The organism is Sphingopyxis lindanitolerans, from assembly GCF_002993885.1.
GTDB classification, from domain to species: domain Bacteria; phylum Pseudomonadota; class Alphaproteobacteria; order Sphingomonadales; family Sphingomonadaceae; genus Sphingopyxis; species Sphingopyxis lindanitolerans.
Genome location: NZ_CM009578.1, coordinates 630176 through 647974 on the forward strand (window position 1 = coordinate 630176; position 17799 = coordinate 647974).

Genomic DNA, 17799 nt, shown 5'->3' on the forward strand with positions numbered 1-17799 from the left:
CGGACTCGCTCGCCGCTTTCCACATCATATCGCCCGTCGTCCTGTCGCGGCCGCGGAACGGCTTCGGGGGCGAGGTTCGGCAAAGGTTCGGCGTTGCGGCAAAATCCCTGCTGTCCATCGGCGGTTCGCGCCTGCGCGATCGCCATCGGCAGCGGCGCGGGCGCCGAGGCCAGCACCGCAACCATCGTCGCGCTCGTCAAAAATCGGCTCCGCATCGTCCATCTCCCCGGCATGAGATATAATATCATCAACCTGTCGGCGTACCGCTGAACCGTGGCTGAACCGGGATGAACAGCTATGCTACCGGAGCCTGGCGGGAAATGCGGACGGTCACAGGAGCGAAATTCGCGCGCCCGCGTGCCGCTCGAGCCGTCCCGCGAGTTCCAGTTCCAGCAGGATAAGCTGCACCGCCGCGGCGGGCCGGCCCGATTGCCGGACGAGTTCGTCGATCCCCACCGGCGTCGGGCCGAGCAGGTTCGTCACGGCATCGCGGTCGCGGCCGGCCATTGGTTCGGCCGCCACCGCCGCGACGAAATCGCGCCGTGGTTCGCGCGCCATGCGCAGGTCGATGGGTCCGACCGCCTCCAGCACATCGTCGATGGTCTGGATCAGCGTTGCGCCTTCGCGGATCAGCAGGTTGCAGCCCTGCGCGCGCGGGTCGAGCGGCGAGCCCGGCACCGCCATCACCTCGCGCCCATAGTCGCCCGCACGCCGCGCGGTGATCAGCGATCCCGATTTCGGCGCCGCCTCGATCACCACCGTGCCGTGTGCGAGCCCCGCGATGATGCGGTTGCGCGCGGGAAAATGCCGCGCAAGCGGCTCGGTTCCCGGCGGCTGTTCGGCGACCAGCAAATGATCGGTGGCAAGTTTTTCCTGCAGGGAGGCATTTTCGGGCGGAAAGGCGATGTCGATACCGCTCGCGATCACGCCGACCGTCGCGCCGCCGAGCGCGCCGACATGCGCCGCGGTATCGACACCGCGCGCCAGCCCGCTGACGACGGTCACGCCGCGCGCCGCAAGATCGGCGGCAAGCTGACGCGCGAAGCGGCAGGCGATGGCGGAGGCATTGCGCGCGCCGACGATCGCGACGCACGGGCGGGTGAGCATCGCGGTATCGCCGCGCACGATCAGCACCGGCGGCGCGCCCTCGACCGCGCGCAGCAGCGGCGAATAATCGGGCTCGTCGCTGAAGATATGCCGCCCCCCAAGCGCGGCGACGCGGTCGAATTCGCGCTCGGCAATCTCGGCGGAAGCGATCCGCAGCGCCGCACGGCCGCCGCGCAAGGCGAGGTCGGGCAGCGCGTCGAGCGCGGCTTCGCCCGAGCCGAAACGCTCCATCAACTGGCGCCAGCTCACCGGCCCGACATGCGGCGTGCGGATCAGGCGCAGCCGCGCGATCCGCTCGGCGGGAGTCACGCGCCCGTCTTTCCGCCGATCCGCGACTCGGTCCCGGCGCGCAGCCGCGCGATATTCTCGCGGTGCCGCCACAGTAGCACGACCGCCAGCGCCGCCAGCCCGACCGCATAGCTGCGCTGCCCTAGCGCCAGCGCGGCGATCGGCGCCGCGACCGCCCCCGCCATCCCGCCGAGCGACGAGATGCGGGTGAGCAGCGTGGTGCCCAGCCAGACGAGCGCAAAGATCACCCCGATCGGCCAGGCAAGCGCGAGCGACAGGCCCAGCAGCGTCGCCACCCCCTTGCCGCCGCGGAATTTCAGCCAGACGGGGTAGCAATGACCGATCATCGCCGCCGCACCCGCGATCATCGCGGCGTCGGCACCAAGTTCGGGCGCGACATGCCGTGCGAGCAGCACCGCGACCGCACCCTTCGCCCCGTCGAGGAGCAAAGTCGCGGCGGCAAGCCCCTTGCGCCCGGTGCGCAGCACATTGGTCGCGCCGATATTGCCCGACCCGATCTGGCGAAGATCGCCCGCGCCGAACAGCCGGGTCAGGATGACGCCGAACGGGATCGACCCGAGCAGATACCCCGTCGCGATCAGCAAAAATATCGTCATGAAACCCCCTGCTTCGTTCGGCGACAGTGTGGCTATGTTGGGCGATGCAATCAACGCATTTGGGAAGAATGGCCGCCAGAATGGCGACAAATCTCCAACCCCTCTTCGTCATGCTGAACTTGTTTCAGCATCCATGGCCTACCCTCTCGCCCTGCGCTGCACTGAAGGAAACGACAGGCCATGGATCCTGAAACAAGTTCAAGGTGACGAAGCATGACAGGTCCATCATTGATTGAGACCCACGCGCCCGCCTGCTAACCGGCGCGGATGACCATCCCTGCCGCGCACGCCCCCATCCTCTTCTTCGACAGCGGCCTCGGCGGCCTGACCGTGCTCGGCCCGACGCGCGCGCTGCTGCCGACCGCGCCGATCGTCTATGCCGCCGACTATGCCGGCCTGCCCTATGGCGCCAAGAGCGACGAGGAACTCGCGGCGCGCGTTCCAGCGCTGCTCGGCCGCCTCGTCGAACGCTATCAGCCGCGGCTGGCGGTCATCGCGTGCAACACCGCCTCGACGATCGCGCTCGCCCACGTCCGCGCCGCGCTCGACCTGCCGATCGTCGGCACCGTTCCCGCGATCAAGCCCGCCGCCGAGATGACGAGGACCGGCGTCATCGGCGTCCTCGGCACCGAGGCGACGGTGCGCCAGCCCTATGTCGACGACCTCAGCGCCCGTTTCGCGAGCGACAAGGTCGTGCTGCGTCACGGCAGCCCGGGCCTCGTCACCGCCGCCGAAGCAAAGCTGCGCGGCGCGGCGGTCGATCCGGCGGTGATCGAACGCGCGGTCGCGGGCCTGCGCGATCAACCTCATGGCGACGCCCTCGATGTCATCGTCCTCGCCTGCACCCATTTCCCGCTGCTGCTCGACGAATTGCAAGCAGCGACAGGCCCGAACGTCGCCCTGATCGACGGCGCGGCAGGCATTGCGCGGCGTATCGCGCACCTGGCCCAAGGCCAGCCCTGGCCCGCCGCGACCGCGCCGGGTGTCGCGGTCTTCACGCGCAGCGACGAACGCCCGCCCCCGCCGCTCGCCGCGCTCGCGCCCTATGGCATCGACCGCATTGAGACAATTTGACCTAGCTGCTGCGAATCGTTCGCACTGGCTTTCATGGCTTTGGGGCGGTATTGCGCCCGGATTACTGTCGCCGGAGGGAGCGACGTAAGCCTGGACTGGCACCTGACATGCGGGGCTGAGACGTGAACTATAACGATATTTTCGCACGCGCGATCGACCGGCTGCACGAAGAGGGACGCTATCGCGTCTTCATCGACATCCTGCGCAACAAGGGGTCCTATCCCAACGCGCGCTGCTTCGCGGGCCACAATGGGCCGAAGCCGATTACCGTCTGGTGCTCGAACGACTATCTGTCGATGGGCCAGCATCCCAAGGTCGTCGCCGCGATGGAAGAGGCGCTGCACGACGTCGGCGCCGGGGCCGGCGGCACGCGCAACATCGCGGGCAACACCCATTATCATATCGACCTCGAGGCCGAACTCGCCGACCTGCACGGCAAGGAGGGCGCACTGCTCTTCACCTCGGGCTATATCTCGAACGAAGCGACGCTCGGCACGCTCGGCAAGTTGCTCCCCGGCTGCATCATCTATTCGGACGAGCTCAACCACGCCTCGATGATCGCGGGCATCCGCAATTCGGGCTGCGAAAAGCGCGTGTGGCGCCACAACGACCTCGCCCATCTCGAGGAACTGCTTGCCGCCGACGATCCGCAGGCGGCAAAGCTGATCGCGTTCGAAAGCGTCTATTCGATGGATGGCGACGTCTCGCCGATCCACGCGGTTTGCGACCTTGCCGAGAAATATAATGCGCTGACCTATTGCGACGAAGTCCATGCCGTCGGCATGTATGGCCCGCGCGGCGGCGGCATCACCGACCGCGACGAAGCGGCGCACCGCGTCGACATCATCGAGGGCACGCTTGGCAAAGCGTTCGGCGTGATGGGCGGCTATATCGCCGCCGACAAGAATATCATCGACGTGATCCGCAGCTATGCGCCCGGTTTCATCTTCACCACCAGCCTGTCGCCCGTGCTCGTCGCGGGCGTGCTCGCGAGCGTGCGGCACCTGAAATCGTCGAGCGTCGAGCGCGAGGCGCAGCAGGCGGCGGCCGCCTATCTCAAGCAGAGCTTCCGCGACGCTGGGCTGCCGGTCATGGACTCGACGACCCATATCGTCCCGCTGATGATCGGCGATCCGGTGCGGGCAAAGAAGATCAGCGACATATTGCTCGCCGAATATGGCGTCTATGTGCAGCCGATCAATTTCCCGACCGTGCCGCGCGGCACCGAACGGCTGCGCTTCACCCCCGGGCCGACGCATGACGAGAGGATGATGCGCGAATTGACCGAAGCGCTCGTCGAAATCTGGGACCGCCTCGAACTGGAGCTTCGGAAGGCGGCGTGAGCGAAGGGCCGCGTTACGACGAGGTCGTCCTGGGCCGCCGCTCGACTCGCGGCTTCCTCGACAAGCCCGTTCCCAAAGCGCTGATCGCCGAAGTGATCGGGGTCGCGATGCGCGCGCCCTCCTCCTTCAACAACCAGTGCTGGAATTTCTCGGTCGTCACCGGCGCGCCGCTGGAAGCGATCCGCAAGGGGAACACCGAAGGCATATTGGCGGGCAGGCCCGACAGCCGCGAATTTCGCCGCTTCGACGGCATCGCCGACGACCATCGCGCCCGCCAGATCGAGATTGCGAAACAATTGTTCGGCGCGATGGGCATCGCCCGCGACGACAAGGACGCGCGGCAGGACTGGGTCTTGCGCGGCTTTCGTCAATTCGACGCGCCGGTCAGCATCGTCGTCACCTATGACCGCGTCCTGCTCGGCGGCGACATCGCACCCTTCGACTGCGGCGCGGTGACCAACGCGCTGGTCAACGCCGCCTGGTCGCGCGGGCTCGGCTGCGTGATCAACAGCCAGGGGATCATGCAAAGTCCGGTCGTGCGCGAACAGGCCCATATCCCTGACGACCAGGTCATCATGATCTGCGTCGCACTGGGCTGGCCCGACGAAGATTTTCCGGCGAATGCGGTGGTATCGAACCGCAAGCCCGTCGAGGATGCCGTGCGCTTCGTCGGGTTCACCGAATGACGCTCAGCCCGAGGGCCGCATCATTCCCCAGAAGTGCGGGCCGCCGCCCGGCACATCCCACTCGACCTGCGTGACGAACCCCAGCCGCTCATAAAGCGGCACGTTCGCAGGCGTCGCGGTCTCCAGCCAGCACGACAGGCCTTCGCTGTCGGCGATCGCGGTCTGGGCGCGGATGATCCGTCCGCCATGCCCCTTGCCCTGATGCTCGGGCCGCACCCCGACATAATGGAGATACCAGAAACGCCCCTTGGGCCGGTGCGCGTCGATGCCGCCCTGCACCTTCAGCCCGCGCGGCAGCGCGGTGCCGAAGGTCGCGACCAGCGGGACGACGGTGCGCAGAAATTCGATCGTGCCGCTATGCGCCTGCCCCGGCGCGCGCCACAGCGATCCCGCCTCGTCGCCGGGCGACCGCAGCGCGACGCCGGCGCGCGTATCGGCGGGGACGAGCACCCGGAACAGGCTTTGCAAGGCGCGGGCGCGATGATCGGGGCCGGGCAATATCCATGACAGCGCGGGATCGGTCTGAAACGCCCGCGCCAGTGTTTCGATCAGCGCCGGATGATCGATCGCGCTTGCGGGCTTTATTCCGTCCATCGACTTCCCCCATTTGCCATTCCCGCGAAAGCGGGAACCCAGGGCGGTTCAGTTTACCATGGGTTCCCGCTTTCGCGGGAATGACAAATTATGCTTAATCGCGGCAATACCCCTCGCCGGGCTTGACGATCAGGCAGTCCGTTTTCCCCGCCAGATATTTGAGGCCGGTCTCGTCGCCGCTGCCGCGGTGGAGCGACAATTCTTCGCCGCCGCGCTTGAACATGATGCCATGCTCGCTGTCCGCGCCGTCATAGCTGCCCTTGGTGTCGAGGTCCGACTGCATCTCCAGCTTGTATTTTCCGGGCTCGGCGGTGGTGATCGTCACATACATGCCTTCGACGCCGGTCCATTTGCCCGCCCAGCTTGCAAAGCGATGCGGCGCGGTCGCCGAATCGTCGGGCATCGTTTCGTCGGGAACGGTTTCGACCGGAACCTCGGTGGTCGTCGTCTGGGTCGGCGCCGGCGCTTCGGCCTTTCCGCACCCGGTCAGCAGGACCAACGCCGCGGCGCCCGTCAGGATCATGCTCTTCTGCATCTTGCTTCTCCTTATCCTCTTCCAACGCCTTGCTACCGATAAGTTTCCTGCTCGTCGATGATCGCCGCGAACGCCTGCGGATCGACATTGCCCCCCGACAGGGTGACGAGCGTCGCGTCGGTCGGCGTCACCTTGCCCGCAAGGATCGCGGCCAGCGCCGCCGCGCCGCCGGGCTCGACGACAAGGTGCAGCCGCGCGAACGCGGTGCGCATCGCATGGCGCACCTCGTCGCGGGTGACGACGACCCCGCGCACGCCGCGCGCGCGCAGCACCGCGAAATTGATCGGCCAGGTCTCGGGGGTCTGGAGCGCATCGCATTCGGTCGGGTAGGCCAGATTCTCGACCGACAGGGTTTCACCCGCCGCCAGGCTGCGCGTCACATCATCCCAGCCCTCGGGCTCGACCGCGACGATCGCGGCGTCGGGGCATGCAAGCGCCAGCCCCGCCGACAATCCCCCGCCGCCGCAGCAGGCGACCACCAGATCGGGCTCGCCCAGCCCGCGCGCCGCCATCTGCGCGCGCGCCTCGATCCCGGCCGTCCCCTGCCCCTCGATGATCCAGGGGTCGCCATAGGCGTGGACCAGCGTCCCGCCGCGATCCTCGATCAGCCGCGCGGCGACCGCGTCGCGCGATTCGGTGACGCGGTCGTACAGCACCACTTCGGCGCCGAGCGCGCGCGTCGCAGCGAGCTTCATCGCGGGCGCGTTGCTCGGCATCACGATCGTCGCCTTGATGCCCAGCCGCTTCGCCGCCCAGGCGACGCCCTGCGCATGATTGCCGCTCGACACCCCGACGACCCCCGCCGCCGCCTGATCGGGCGTCAGGTCGGTCAGTCGGTGCCACGCGCCGCGAATCTTGAAGGCGCCGACCGGCTGCAGGCTTTCGGCCTTGCACCAGATCGTCCGCCCCTCGACCTCGAGCGGCAGCAGCGGGGTTTGCGGCAGGATGGCAGCGACTTTCGCCGCCGCGCGTTCGACACCCGCAAGGGTCGGCGCGCGCGCCGGGTCGAGCAGGGCCTGGGGGCTTTGTTCCGTCATGGCTTCGTCCTATAGGGCCGCTCATAGATCACAAGCGGCGCAGCTTCGCGACAGGAGATTTTCACGATGAGCAAGGTTCTGGTGATCGGCGCGGGCGGCGTCGGTTCGGTTGCGGTGCACAAGATGGCGATGAACGCCGACATCTTCTCCGACATCACGCTCGCCAGTCGCCGCAAGTTCAAATGCGACGCGATCGCCGCATCGGTGAAGGAACGCACCGGCGTCACGATCAGGACAGCCGAGGTCGACGCCGACCATATCGACGCCACCGCGGCGCTGATCCGCGACATCGGCGCAACGCACGTCGTCAACCTCGCGCTCCCCTATCAGGATCTGACGATCATGGAGGCGTGCCTGTCGACCGGCGCCCATTATATGGACACCGCCAATTACGAACCGCGCGACGAGGCGAAGTTCGAATATCATTGGCAATGGGCGTATCAGGATCGCTTCAAGGACGCCGGGCTGATGGCGCTGCTCGGTTCGGGTTTCGATCCCGGCGTGACCAGCGTCTTCACCACCTGGCTCAAGAAGCATCATTTCGAGCGCATCGACACGCTCGACATTCTCGACTGCAACGGCGGCGATCACGGCCAGCATTTCGCGACCAACTTCAATCCGGAGATCAACATCCGCGAGGTGACCGCGGTCGCGCGTCACTGGGAAAATGGCGACTGGGTCGAAACCCCGCCGATGTCGGTGAAACAGCCGTTCGATTTCGAGGCCGTCGGGCCGAAGACGATGTATCTCATGTATCATGAGGAAATCGAAAGCCTGAAGACGCATCTGCCCGAAATCCAGCGCATCCGCTTCTGGATGACCTTCGGCGAGGCCTATATCACCCACCTCAATGTCCTCCAGAATGTCGGCATGACGCGGATCGATCCGGTGATCTACGAAGGGCGCGAGATCGTCCCGCTGCAATTCCTGAAAGCGGTGCTTCCCGAACCGTCGAGCCTGGGCGAGACCACGAAAGGCAAGACCAACATCGGCGTCATCGCGACCGGCCTCGGCCAGGACGGCCAGGAAAAGACGCTCTATCTCTATAATATCTGCGACCATGAGGACGCCTATGCCGAAACCGGCAACCAGGCCGTCAGCTATACCACCGGCGTCCCCGCGATGATCGGCGCCGCGATGATGGTGACGGGTGCATGGAAGGGTAACGGCGTGTTCAACATGGAGCAGATGGACCCCGATCCCTTCATGGACATGCTGAACAGGCACGGCCTGCCGTGGCAGGTGAAGGAACTCGATGGACCGCTGGATTTCTGACGCGATGCGGACATTGTTGTGGAGCGTTGCCGCGGCCTTCACCCTATGCCTCGCCACCCCCGCCGCCGCGCAACCCGAAGACGCCTACGCCCCCGCCCGCGCGATCGTCGCCGACATCGGCAAGATCGTCACCCCCAATGGGGTGCAGGAGACCTTCGAGGTCACCCTCGGCGGCGCGCGGCAGGTCGTCAACGTGCGCGGCGCCGATCGCGACAATCCGATCCTGATCTTCGTCCACGGCGGCCCCGGCGCGGTCGAAATGCCCTTCGCCTGGGCGTTCCAGCGACCGTGGGAGGATGTCTTCACCGTCGTGCAGTATGATCAGCGCGGTGCCGGGCGCAGCTATCCGCTGAACGATCCAAAGGCGCTCGCGCCGACGATGACGGTCGACCGCTACCGCGACGACGCTATCGAACTGATCGAACTGCTCCAGAAACGCTACGCCAAGCGCAAAGTCGTGCTGCTCGGTCATAGCTGGGGTTCGATCGTCGGTCTGTCGGTCGCGATGAAGCGCCCCGACCTGCTCTACGCCTATGTCGGCGTCGGTCAGGGCATCGATTTTCGCGAAGGCGAGAAAGTCGGCATGGCGTGGACCCGCGCCAAGGCGCTCGTGGCGGGCAACAGCGAGGCTGTCGCCGCAATCGACGCGCTCGCGCCCTATCCGCAGGGCGACTTCACCATCGCCAAGGCAGACGGCTGGCGCAAATATGCGATCCCCTACGGCTCGCTGATATACAACAAACCTGACCTCACTTATTATTTTCAAACCCCACGCCTCTCGCCCGAATATAGCGAGGCCGATCGCCAAGCCTGGGGCAAGGGGAGCGAATTTTCGGTGACGACGCTCTGGCCGCGCCTCGCCAACGTCAGTTTCAAACCCGTGCGCAAGCTCGACGTCCCGCTCGTCTTCCTGCTCGGCCGCCACGACTATACCGTCCCTTCGCCGGTCGCTGCCGCATGGTTTGCCAAGGTCAAGGCGCCTTCGAAGAAGCTCGTCTGGTTCGAACATTCAGCGCATATGCCGATGGTCGAGGAGCCGGGGCATTTCTTCGCCGCGCTGCTCCGCGATGTGCTGCCGCTGACGAAAGACAAGAAATGACCGCCTATCTCGCCCCCATCGGCCTGCTCGTCCTCTCCAACATCTTCATGACCTTCGCCTGGTACGGCCATCTCGGCGATCTCTCGCGCCCGATGTGGCTCGCGATCCTGATGGCGTGGGGCATCGCCTTCTTCGAATATTGCCTTGCCGTGCCCGCGAACCGCATCGGCCACGCCGTCTATTCGACCGCCGAATTGAAGACGATGCAGGAAGTGATTACCTTGCTCGTTTTCGCGGGCTTCGCGGTCTTCTGGCTCGGCGAGCGATTGACGGTCAATCATCTCGTCGGCTTCGGCCTGATCGCGGCGGGAGCCTTCTTCATCTTCAGGGGGCCGCTTCCGGCCTGACAGGAACCAGGAACCACGTCATGGAAACCCGCGCCGGCGACCCCGGAGCCTTTGCCCGCTTCGACCTGACTCGCGTCCCGTCGCCCGCCTTCGTCGTCGATGCGGCGAAGGTCCGCGCCAATCTGGCGGTGCTGCGCCAGATCGGCGATGCGTCGGGCGCGCGCGTGCTCGCGGCGCTCAAGGCCTTTTCGATGTGGTCGCTCGGACCCACCGTTGCCGACTATCTCGACGGCGTCTGCGCCTCGGGCCTCTACGAAGCGAAGCTCGGGCGTGAGGAATATGCCGCGCCCGGCAAGCATAGCGAGGTCGCGACCTATTGCGCGGGCTACAAGGACGCCGACCTGCCCGCGATCGCGGCGCTGTCCGACCATCTGATCTTCAACTCGCCGGGGCAGATCGCGCGCTTTCGCCCGCTCCTCGACGATCTGCGCGCGCAGGGCGAGCGTTTCGACATCGGCCTGCGCATCAACCCGATGCACAGCGAGGGCGAGACCCCGAAATACGATCCCGCCGCGCCGTGCAGCCGCCTCGGCTTTCCCGTCACCCAATTGCTTCCCGAACATATGGAGGGCGTCGACGGCGTGCATATGCACAGCCTGTGCGAACAGGATTTTCCGCCGCTTCAGCGCACCTGGAACGCGGTCCAGCCGATGCTGCGTCCCTTTTTCAGCCAGCTCAAATGGATCAACTTCGGCGGCGGCCATCATGTTACTCGCGCCGATTATCAGATCGACGAGTTGATCGCCTTCCTGAAGCAGGTGCGCGCCGCGACCGACTGCGACGTGATGATCGAACCCGGCGAGGCGATCGCGCTCGACGCCGGCATCCTCGTCGGTGAAATCCTCGACCTGTTCGACAATGGGATGGCCGTCGGCATCACCGACATTTCGGCGACCTGCCACATGCCCGACGTGATCGAGGCGCCCTATCGCCCCGCGATGCTGGACGAAGGCAGCGACGGGATGGCGACGCGCCTCGGCGGCCCCTCGTGCCTCGCGGGCGACGTGATCGGCGACTATCGCCTGCCCGGTGGCGCCCGCATCGGCCAGCGCTTCGCCTTCCTCGACCAGGCGCATTATTCGATGGTCAAGACCAACAGCTTCAACGGCGTGCCGCTGCCGTCGATCTGGCTGTGGGACAGCGAGACCGACGCGCTGCAACTGGTCCGCGAATTTGGCTATGAGGATTTCAGGACACGGCTGAGCTGAACCGCTTCGCCGAAGCGCCGAATCAAAGCCATGCCATTCCGCTCCCGCGCGAAGCGGAGCGATTGCCTTACCCCCTTCGGCGCAGCGCTGCCCCGCTTCGGCGCGCCGACAGCCGCGCTATTAGAAAATTGCGCGATAGGGTCTTTACAGGGGGGACCCCCCTGCATATATCGCCCTCCGCTGCCCCAGGGGGACTTCCAATAACCGCAAGGCAGCCTTGTCGTTTACCGTTTAATTTTGGGGGTCCCTTGAGTTGCACCAGCATCATAGCGCCCACGGGCTGATTCAGGCACTTTCGCCGGTCGAACCTGTTACGCTTGTCCGCCCGCACGCCGCGGCACGCGCAGCGCGTTTCTTCATCGAGCGATTTCCCGGCACGACCATGTATGCGGTCAAGGCGAATCCGTCGCCCGACCTGCTGCGCATCCTCTGGGATTCGGGCGTCACCCATTATGACGTCGCCTCGATCGCCGAGGTGCGGCTGGTTGCGCGCACCCTGCCGCGCGCGACGCTCTGCTTCATGCACCCGGTCAAGGCCGAGGAAGCGATTTCCGAAGCCTATTGGAAGCACGGCGTGCGCACCTTCTCGCTCGACACGATGGACGAGCTGCAAAAGATCGTCCGCGCGACCGAAGGCGCCGCCGACCTCAACCTGCTCGTGCGCCTGCGCGTCTCGTCGGACCATAGCAAGCTCAGCCTCGCCGCGAAATTCGGCGCCGAGCCCGAGGATGTCGCCGATCTGCTGATGGCGACCCGCCAGGCCGCCGACGCGCTCGGCATCTGCTTCCATGTCGGCAGCCAGGCGATGGCCCCGCACGCCTATGCGCAGGCGATGGAGCGCGTCCGCGCCGCGATCGTCGGCGCGGCGGTGACCGTCGATATCGTCGATGTCGGCGGCGGCTTTCCCTCGACCTATCCGGGCATGGAGCCGCCGCCGCTCGACGCCTATTTCGACACGATCCACCGCAGCTTCGAAAGCCTGCCGATCAGCTATTCGGCTGAACTGTGGTGCGAACCCGGCCGCGCGCTGTCGGCCGAATATAGCTCGCTGATCGTCCGCGTCGAAAAGCGTCGCGGCGACGAGCTCTATATCAACGACGGCGCGTACGGCGCGCTGTTCGACGCCGCGCATGTCGGCTGGCGCTTCCCGGTGACGCTGCTGCGCGAAGCCGCGAGCGAGGCCGAGATGACGGCGTTCAGCTTCTATGGCCCGACCTGCGACGACCTCGATCATATGGCGGGACCCTTTTTCCTGCCGGCGGACATCAAGGCGGGCGATTTCATCGAGATCGGGATGCTCGGCGCTTATGGCTGCGCGATGCGGACCAAATTCAACGGCTTCGGCGCCGAGGAAATCCACGTCGTCAGCGACGAACCGATGGCAAGCCTCTACACCGGCGAAGTCGAACAGGAACGCCGCAGCGCGACCGTGACCAAACTCTTCTGAGCCGGTCGAACACCCGTTGCCGAAAGGCCGGTCCGCCCCGCGCGGACCGGCCTTTTTCTTTGCCGATGTCGTTTGCAAACACTTCGACTATCGACCGATCTCATTCATTCTCCGTCACCCTGAACGTGTTTCAGGGTCCATGGCCTGCCCTCGAATTGGGCGCAGCTCTGCTCGCGAGAGCCGACCATGGATGCTGAAACAAGCCTGTCCTGAGCCTGCCGAAGGGTTCAGCATGACGAGGGTGGCGAGGGTGTGTTTGCAAGCTCCATAATCGCCAAAGCTTTCCCATCCCGGCATATTTCGCGCCCTCCGGCCTTGCGACCTTGCGCCGCATCGTCCACACGCCCGTTCGATTCATGCAGTCAGGAGGAAGTTTTGAGCAAGATTGATGAAAAGTTGCAGCCGGTTCTTGATGAAGTATTACGCCGTAACGCCGGGGAAGCCGAATTCCACCAGGCGGTTCACGAAGTGCTGGAAAGCCTCGGGCGCGTTGTCGCCAAACATCCCGATTACGCCAACCACGCACTGATCGAACGAATTTGCGAACCGGAGCGGCAGATCATCTTTCGCGTTCCCTGGGTCGACGATGCCGGCCAGGTCCAGATCAACCGCGGTTTCCGCGTCCAGTTCAACTCGGCGCTCGGCCCGTACAAGGGCGGGATCCGCTTTCACCCGTCGGTCAACCTCGGCATCATCAAATTCCTGGGGTTCGAGCAGATCTTCAAAAACGCCCTCACCGGCATGCCGATCGGCGGCGGCAAGGGCGGGTCGGACTTCAACCCGCGTGGCCGATCGGACGGCGAGATCATGCGCTTCTGCCAGGCCTTCATGACCGAGCTGCAACGCCATCTCGGCGAATATACCGACGTCCCCGCCGGCGACATCGGTGTCGGCGGGCGCGAGATCGGCTATATGTTCGGCCAGTATAAACGGCTCACCAACCGCTATGAGGCGGGCGTGCTGACCGGCAAGGGCCTCGTCTATGGCGGGTCGCGCGCGCGCACCGAAGCGACCGGCTTCGGCCTCGTCTATTTCGTCCAGCAGATGCTGGCGACCAAGGGCGCGGCGCTCGACGGCAAGCGCGTCGTCGTCTCGGGCTCGGGCAATGTCGCCATCTATGCCATCGACAAGGTGCGGCAGTTCGGCGGCAAGGTTCTCGCCTGCTCCGATTCCAACGGCTATGTTCTCGACGAAGCCGGGATCGACCTCGACCTGTTGCGCGAGGTCAAGGAAATCCGCCGCGAACGCCTGTCGGACTATGTCCGCATGAAGGGCGCGACCGCCCATTATATCGAGGGCGGGTCGATCTGGGATGTGCCGTGCGACGTCGCGCTCCCCTGCGCGACGCAGAATGAACTCACCGGCAAGGATGCGACGACCCTGATCAAGAATGGCGTTCAGCTCGTCGGCGAGGGTGCGAACATGCCGTCGACTCCCGACGCGGTCGATCTGTTCCACCAGAATGGCGTGATGTTCGCGCCGGGCAAGGCCGCGAATGCCGGCGGCGTCGCGACCTCGGCGCTCGAAATGCAGCAGAACGCCTCGCGCGATAGCTGGACGTTCGAAAAGACCGAAGACAGGCTGGCGCAGATCATGCGGGGCATCCACGACAATTGCGCCGCGACCGCCGACGAATATAGCGCTCCCGGCAATTATGTCCTCGGCGCCAATATCGCGGGCTTCGCCCGGGTCGCCGAAGCGATGCAGTCGCTCGGCGTAATCTGATTTCCGCGCGGGGTGACAAAGCCCCCGCGATCGGGCATCGCCGTCCAGAGTCACTCGGAAGGGACGAAGATGGCGATGCTCGAGGGAATCCGGATCGTCGATCTTTCGTCGGTCATCTTCGGCCCCTATGCAACGCAGATGCTCGCCGACCTCGGCGCCGAGGTGATCAAGGTCGAAGCACCCGGCCTTGGCGACGTGTCACGCTATCTGGGCAGCGGCGTTCCCGACCCGACGATGGGGTCGATCCACCTCACCGTGAACCGCGGCAAGCGCTCGATCGTGCTCGATCTCAAGAATCCCGACGATACCGCGGTGCTGCGCGATCTGATCGCGACCGCCGACGTCTTCCTGCACAATATCCGCGGCAAGGCGATCGCGCGGCTCGGCTTCGACTATCAAGGCTGCGCGGCGCTCAAGCCCGACATCATCTATGTCCACGGCACCGGTTTCGGGCAGGATGGCCCCTATGCCGATCTTCAGGCCTATGACGATGTCATCCAGGCGGCGAGCGGGACGACCAGCCTGCTCCCGCGCGCCGACGGCAACCCCAGCCCGCGCTATTTCCCTTCGCTGATCGCCGACAAGGTCGCGGGGCATTTCGGCGCCCAGGCGATCCTCGCCGCGCTCGTCCACAAATTCCGCACTGGCGAGGGGCAAGAGGTCGAAGTGCCGATGTTCGAATGCTTCACGGCGTTCATGCTGACCGAACATCTGCGCGACGCGACGCTCGACCCCGCGATCGGACCGGCGGGTTATCCGCGCCAGCTCGATCCGACGCGGCAGCCCTTTCCCACCCTGGACGGCCATGTCGCGATCGTTCCCTATACCCCCGAATCGACCGCGCGTTTGATGCGATTGCTCGGCAGCGAGGCGCTGCTCACATCGCCCGACTATGAGGAAGCAAAAGCCAAGGGGCGGCATATGCCTCTGGTCTACGCCGAAATCGCGCGCCAGACGCCCGCGAAGACCACCGCCGAATGGCTCGCAATCTTCGCCGCCAACGATATTCCCGCGATGCACGTGCGCGACCTCGATGATATCCGGAACGACCCGCATCTCGCCGCGACCGGCTTTTTCCGCCGCCGCGAGCATCCCGACGTCGGCGGCTTCTTCGAAATGCAGCCGCCGGTCAAATATGGCGCGGCGCCGCCGCGCGACCTGGGCTATGCGCCCAGGATCGACGCCGACGGCGCGGCGATCCGCGCCGAACTGGCCCGCCGCGCCTGACCCGCCGCTTCATCGCCATTGCAATGTCGGCATCCTTCCCTAGCATCGCGGCGGGATAAGAAGGGGATCGACAATGTCGCAAAATCTGCTGGCGCCCGGTGCGGTGCTTATTCTCTGGACGCTCGTCGTGCTGATCTGGGCGGGGGTCAGCCGCTTCCGCGCTTTCGCCAAGGCCGGTATCGACCTGAAAGCCGCTCCACCCGGCGGCCGCGGCGCCGACCTGGAAGGCGTGCTGCCGCCGCTGACCAACTGGAAATCGCACAATTACACGCATCTGGTCGAGCAACCGACGCTTTTCTATGCGGTGATCCTGATCCTGCACGCGGTCGGCGGCTATCCCGCCTATGTCGTATGGATCGCCTGGGCCTATGTCGTGCTGCGGATCGTCCACAGCCTGTGGCAGGCGACGGTCAATCGCATCCCGGTGCGCTTCACGATTTTCATGCTCGCGACCCTGTGCCTGGTCGCGCTGGCGCTGCTCGCGGTGATCGCCACATTGGGTTGAGGAGGGGAAGAAAATGATGGAAACGAACGCCATATTGGGGCCGGTCGCAACGCTCGCGCTCTGGTCGATGATCATGTGGGTGTGGATGTATGCGACGCGCATCCCCGCAATGAGCCGCGCCAAGATCGATGCGAAGAATCTCGTCGGCACGACGGGCCGCGGACTCGACGACGTCCTGCCCGCCGAAGTCCAGTGGAAAGCGCATAATTACAACCATCTGATGGAGCAGCCGACGGTGTTTTACGCCGTCGCGCTGGCGCTCGCGATCGGCGGCATGGGCGGCGGGCTCAATGCGCAGATCGCCTGGGCCTATGTGGCCTTGCGCATCGTGCACAGCCTCGTCCAGGCGACGGTGAACCGCGTGATGTGGCGCTTCGCGATCTTCGCGCTGGCCAGCCTCGCGCTGATCGCGCTGTGCCTGCACGCGTTCATGGGTTTCGTGCTGCATTAAGAAAACGTCGCCCCCGCGAAGGCGGGGGCGACCACTATCGCGAGAAACGCCCGGCCAGTTCGACATGGGTCGACCAGCGAAACTGACCGACAGGCTTTACCCAGTCGAGCCGGTAGCCACCGTCGACCAGCAGCTTCGCATCGCGCGCGAAGCTTGCCGGGTTGCAACTGACATAGGCGACCGCAGGCACGCTCGACCCTGCGATCTGCTTCACCTGCTCCTCGGCCCCGGCGCGCGGCGGATCGAGGATCACCGCGCCGAAACGATTGAGTTCGGCCGGGATCAGCGGGCGGCGGAACAGGTCGCGATGCTCGGTGGCGACCAGCGCCCGCGCGCGGTTCGCGGCCGCCGTCAGCGCGGCGACCGCGTCGCGCGCACCCTCGGCGGCATAGACTTTGCGCCCCGCCTGCACCGACAGCGCAAAGGTGCCGACGCCCGCGAACAGGTCGGCGACCGCCGCCGCGTCGCCAATCGCATCGCGCACCGCATCGACGAGCGCCACCTGCCCCGTCGCCGTCGCCTGGAGGAAAGCGAAGGGCGGCACTTCGACCGCGATCTCGCCGAAACGCGCGGTCGGCGGTGCGGGTTGCCAGAGAGTCTCGAGGCCCTCCCCCTGATCGATCGCCAGCCGCGCGAGCGCATGCTCGCCCGCAAAATCCTGGAGTGCCATCGCCGCGTCGAGCCCTTCGGCGCGTACGCCCTCCAGCACGACCTCGGCGCCCTGGTCGAGCATCTGGAGCTTGACCTTCACCGGCCGCCGCTGCGGCGCGATGGCGCCGAGCAGGCCGCGGATCGGCGCGATAAGCGCGAACAGCTCGGGCAGCAGCAGCGGGCACATCCGCATATCGACGATCTGGTTGCTCTGCGCGGCGTTGAAGCCGAGCGCGACCTGCTTGCCGGTCCTCAGCGCGGTGAGCGCCGCGCGGCGGCGACTTTGCGGCGGCGACAGCAAGGCGGGAAGCACCTCGCCCGCCGCGACCTGCTGACCCTCCAGCGCCCCCACGACCCGACCCTGCACGAACTCGGCCAATGCCCCCTCGGCGACATGCTGCAACTGGCACCCGCCGCATTTGCCGAAATGGCGGCACGGCGGCTCGGCGCGGTTCGGGCCGGGCACCAGCGTCCCATCGGCGGCGAGGCGGTCGCCCGGCACGCCGCCCGCGACGTGGCGCCCGTCGGCGGTCACGCCATCGCCGCGCGCGGCGATACGCTCGATCAGCGCGGCTTCGCTCAT

At 65.9% G+C, this 17799-nt stretch carries 20 protein-coding genes; 14 read left to right on the plus strand and 6 right to left on the minus strand.

The window, feature by feature from the left end; genetic code table 11:
• The first annotated feature begins 93 nt into the window (after nucleotides 1–93).
• Complete coding sequence (locus CVO77_RS21560; protein WP_242446079.1) at nucleotides 94–270, plus strand: hypothetical protein; 177 nt, start codon at nucleotides 94–96, stop codon at nucleotides 268–270.
• Nucleotides 271–330: 60 nt separating this feature from the next.
• Here CVO77_RS21560 and dprA read toward each other — a convergent pair whose 3' ends face one another.
• Together dprA and plsY are read right to left on the minus strand one after the other, a co-directional pair.
• A complete protein-coding gene (gene dprA / locus CVO77_RS02990; protein WP_192878859.1) occupies nucleotides 331–1416 on the minus strand; it encodes a DNA-processing protein DprA in 1086 nt (361 codons plus the stop codon).
• Nucleotides 1413–2012 (minus strand): glycerol-3-phosphate 1-O-acyltransferase PlsY, encoded by a 600-nt coding sequence (gene plsY / locus CVO77_RS02995; protein ID WP_105997826.1) that lies wholly within the window; start codon nucleotides 2010–2012, stop codon nucleotides 1413–1415. Before plsY ends, dprA begins: the two co-directional genes overlap by 4 nt.
• Between plsY and CVO77_RS20960 the strand changes: the two genes are divergently transcribed.
• From CVO77_RS20960 to CVO77_RS03010, 4 genes are all read left to right on the plus strand, one after another.
• Nucleotides 2011–2229, plus strand: coding sequence for a hypothetical protein (locus tag CVO77_RS20960; protein ID WP_146130812.1), 219 nt, complete (start codon nucleotides 2011–2013; stop codon nucleotides 2227–2229). The genes plsY and CVO77_RS20960 overlap by 2 nt on opposite strands.
• Nucleotides 2230–2279: 50 nt before the next feature.
• Entirely contained in the window at nucleotides 2280–3086 is an 807-nt protein-coding gene (gene murI / locus CVO77_RS03000; RefSeq protein ID WP_105997827.1) for a glutamate racemase, read from the plus strand.
• A gap of 122 nt (nucleotides 3087–3208) precedes the next feature.
• The gene (gene hemA / locus CVO77_RS03005) at nucleotides 3209–4429 is read left to right on the plus strand and encodes a 5-aminolevulinate synthase (protein ID WP_105997828.1); all 1221 of its coding nucleotides are present in this window, start codon (nucleotides 3209–3211) and stop codon (nucleotides 4427–4429) included.
• Complete coding sequence (locus CVO77_RS03010; RefSeq protein WP_105997829.1) at nucleotides 4426–5115, plus strand: nitroreductase; 690 nt, start codon at nucleotides 4426–4428, stop codon at nucleotides 5113–5115. The genes hemA and CVO77_RS03010 overlap by 4 nt, the downstream gene beginning before the upstream one ends.
• Before the next feature lie 3 nt (nucleotides 5116–5118).
• Here CVO77_RS03010 and CVO77_RS03015 read toward each other — a convergent pair whose 3' ends face one another.
• From CVO77_RS03015 to CVO77_RS03025, 3 genes are all read right to left on the minus strand, one after another.
• A complete protein-coding gene (locus tag CVO77_RS03015) occupies nucleotides 5119–5709 on the minus strand; it encodes a GNAT family N-acetyltransferase (protein ID WP_105997830.1) in 591 nt (196 codons plus the stop codon).
• Between the two features lie 94 nt (nucleotides 5710–5803).
• Complete coding sequence (locus CVO77_RS03020) at nucleotides 5804–6244, minus strand: hypothetical protein (RefSeq protein WP_105997831.1); 441 nt, start codon at nucleotides 6242–6244, stop codon at nucleotides 5804–5806.
• Between the two features lie 32 nt (nucleotides 6245–6276).
• A complete protein-coding gene (locus CVO77_RS03025) occupies nucleotides 6277–7281 on the minus strand; it encodes a threonine ammonia-lyase (protein ID WP_105997832.1) in 1005 nt (334 codons plus the stop codon).
• Between the two features lie 66 nt (nucleotides 7282–7347).
• Between CVO77_RS03025 and CVO77_RS03030 the strand changes: the two genes are divergently transcribed.
• The 9 genes from CVO77_RS03030 (at nucleotide 7348) to CVO77_RS03070 (ending at nucleotide 16565) form a co-directional block, all read left to right on the plus strand.
• Nucleotides 7348–8556, plus strand: coding sequence for a saccharopine dehydrogenase family protein (locus CVO77_RS03030; protein WP_105997833.1), 1209 nt, complete (start codon nucleotides 7348–7350; stop codon nucleotides 8554–8556).
• On the plus strand, nucleotides 8537–9655 hold the full coding sequence (locus CVO77_RS03035) for an alpha/beta fold hydrolase (RefSeq protein ID WP_242446080.1): 1119 nt from the start codon (nucleotides 8537–8539) through the stop codon (nucleotides 9653–9655). The genes CVO77_RS03030 and CVO77_RS03035 overlap by 20 nt, the downstream gene beginning before the upstream one ends.
• A complete protein-coding gene (locus tag CVO77_RS03040) occupies nucleotides 9652–10002 on the plus strand; it encodes a DMT family protein (RefSeq protein ID WP_105997834.1) in 351 nt (116 codons plus the stop codon). Before CVO77_RS03035 ends, CVO77_RS03040 begins: the two co-directional genes overlap by 4 nt.
• A gap of 20 nt (nucleotides 10003–10022) precedes the next feature.
• A complete protein-coding gene (locus CVO77_RS03045; protein ID WP_105997835.1) occupies nucleotides 10023–11210 on the plus strand; it encodes a carboxynorspermidine decarboxylase in 1188 nt (395 codons plus the stop codon).
• Between the two features lie 253 nt (nucleotides 11211–11463).
• Nucleotides 11464–12657, plus strand: coding sequence for a type III PLP-dependent enzyme (locus tag CVO77_RS03050; protein WP_105997836.1), 1194 nt, complete (start codon nucleotides 11464–11466; stop codon nucleotides 12655–12657).
• A 375-nt stretch (nucleotides 12658–13032) separates the two neighbouring features.
• The gene (gene gdhA / locus CVO77_RS03055) at nucleotides 13033–14382 is read left to right on the plus strand and encodes an NADP-specific glutamate dehydrogenase (protein ID WP_105997837.1); all 1350 of its coding nucleotides are present in this window, start codon (nucleotides 13033–13035) and stop codon (nucleotides 14380–14382) included.
• Nucleotides 14383–14394: 12 nt separating this feature from the next.
• On the plus strand, nucleotides 14395–15609 hold the full coding sequence (locus tag CVO77_RS03060) for a CaiB/BaiF CoA transferase family protein (protein ID WP_242446081.1): 1215 nt from the start codon (nucleotides 14395–14397) through the stop codon (nucleotides 15607–15609).
• Nucleotides 15610–15682: 73 nt separating this feature from the next.
• Nucleotides 15683–16114 (plus strand): MAPEG family protein, encoded by a 432-nt coding sequence (locus tag CVO77_RS03065; RefSeq protein WP_105997839.1) that lies wholly within the window; start codon nucleotides 15683–15685, stop codon nucleotides 16112–16114.
• Between the two features lie 16 nt (nucleotides 16115–16130).
• Complete coding sequence (locus CVO77_RS03070; RefSeq protein ID WP_105997840.1) at nucleotides 16131–16565, plus strand: MAPEG family protein; 435 nt, start codon at nucleotides 16131–16133, stop codon at nucleotides 16563–16565.
• A 34-nt stretch (nucleotides 16566–16599) separates the two neighbouring features.
• On the opposite strand, the gene CVO77_RS03075 is transcribed toward CVO77_RS03070, so the two are convergent.
• Nucleotides 16600–17799, minus strand: a complete 1200-nt coding sequence (locus CVO77_RS03075; protein ID WP_105997841.1) for a class I SAM-dependent RNA methyltransferase — start codon at nucleotides 17797–17799, stop codon at nucleotides 16600–16602.

What these genes read in the sequence shown, in the direction of transcription:
- CVO77_RS20960 (WP_146130812.1), top strand. Translation starts at nt 2,011, where the DNA reads ATGAAACCCCCTGCTTCGTTCGGCGACAGTGTGGCTATGTTGGGCGAT.
- plsY (WP_105997826.1), bottom strand. Translation starts at nt 2,012, where the DNA reads ATGACGATATTTTTGCTGATCGCGACGGGGTATCTGCTCGGGTCGATC.
- murI (WP_105997827.1), top strand. Translation starts at nt 2,280, where the DNA reads ATGACCATCCCTGCCGCGCACGCCCCCATCCTCTTCTTCGACAGCGGC.
- CVO77_RS03015 (WP_105997830.1), bottom strand. Translation starts at nt 5,709, where the DNA reads ATGGACGGAATAAAGCCCGCAAGCGCGATCGATCATCCGGCGCTGATC.
- CVO77_RS03020 (WP_105997831.1), bottom strand. Translation starts at nt 6,244, where the DNA reads ATGCAGAAGAGCATGATCCTGACGGGCGCCGCGGCGTTGGTCCTGCTG.
- CVO77_RS03025 (WP_105997832.1), bottom strand. Translation starts at nt 7,281, where the DNA reads ATGACGGAACAAAGCCCCCAGGCCCTGCTCGACCCGGCGCGCGCGCCG.
- CVO77_RS03030 (WP_105997833.1), top strand. Translation starts at nt 7,348, where the DNA reads ATGAGCAAGGTTCTGGTGATCGGCGCGGGCGGCGTCGGTTCGGTTGCG.
- CVO77_RS03035 (WP_242446080.1), top strand. Translation starts at nt 8,537, where the DNA reads ATGGACCGCTGGATTTCTGACGCGATGCGGACATTGTTGTGGAGCGTT.
- CVO77_RS03040 (WP_105997834.1), top strand. Translation starts at nt 9,652, where the DNA reads ATGACCGCCTATCTCGCCCCCATCGGCCTGCTCGTCCTCTCCAACATC.
- CVO77_RS03045 (WP_105997835.1), top strand. Translation starts at nt 10,023, where the DNA reads ATGGAAACCCGCGCCGGCGACCCCGGAGCCTTTGCCCGCTTCGACCTG.
- CVO77_RS03065 (WP_105997839.1), top strand. Translation starts at nt 15,683, where the DNA reads ATGTCGCAAAATCTGCTGGCGCCCGGTGCGGTGCTTATTCTCTGGACG.
- CVO77_RS03070 (WP_105997840.1), top strand. Translation starts at nt 16,131, where the DNA reads ATGGAAACGAACGCCATATTGGGGCCGGTCGCAACGCTCGCGCTCTGG.
- CVO77_RS03075 (WP_105997841.1), bottom strand. Translation starts at nt 17,799, where the DNA reads ATGAGCGAAGCCGCGCTGATCGAGCGTATCGCCGCGCGCGGCGATGGC.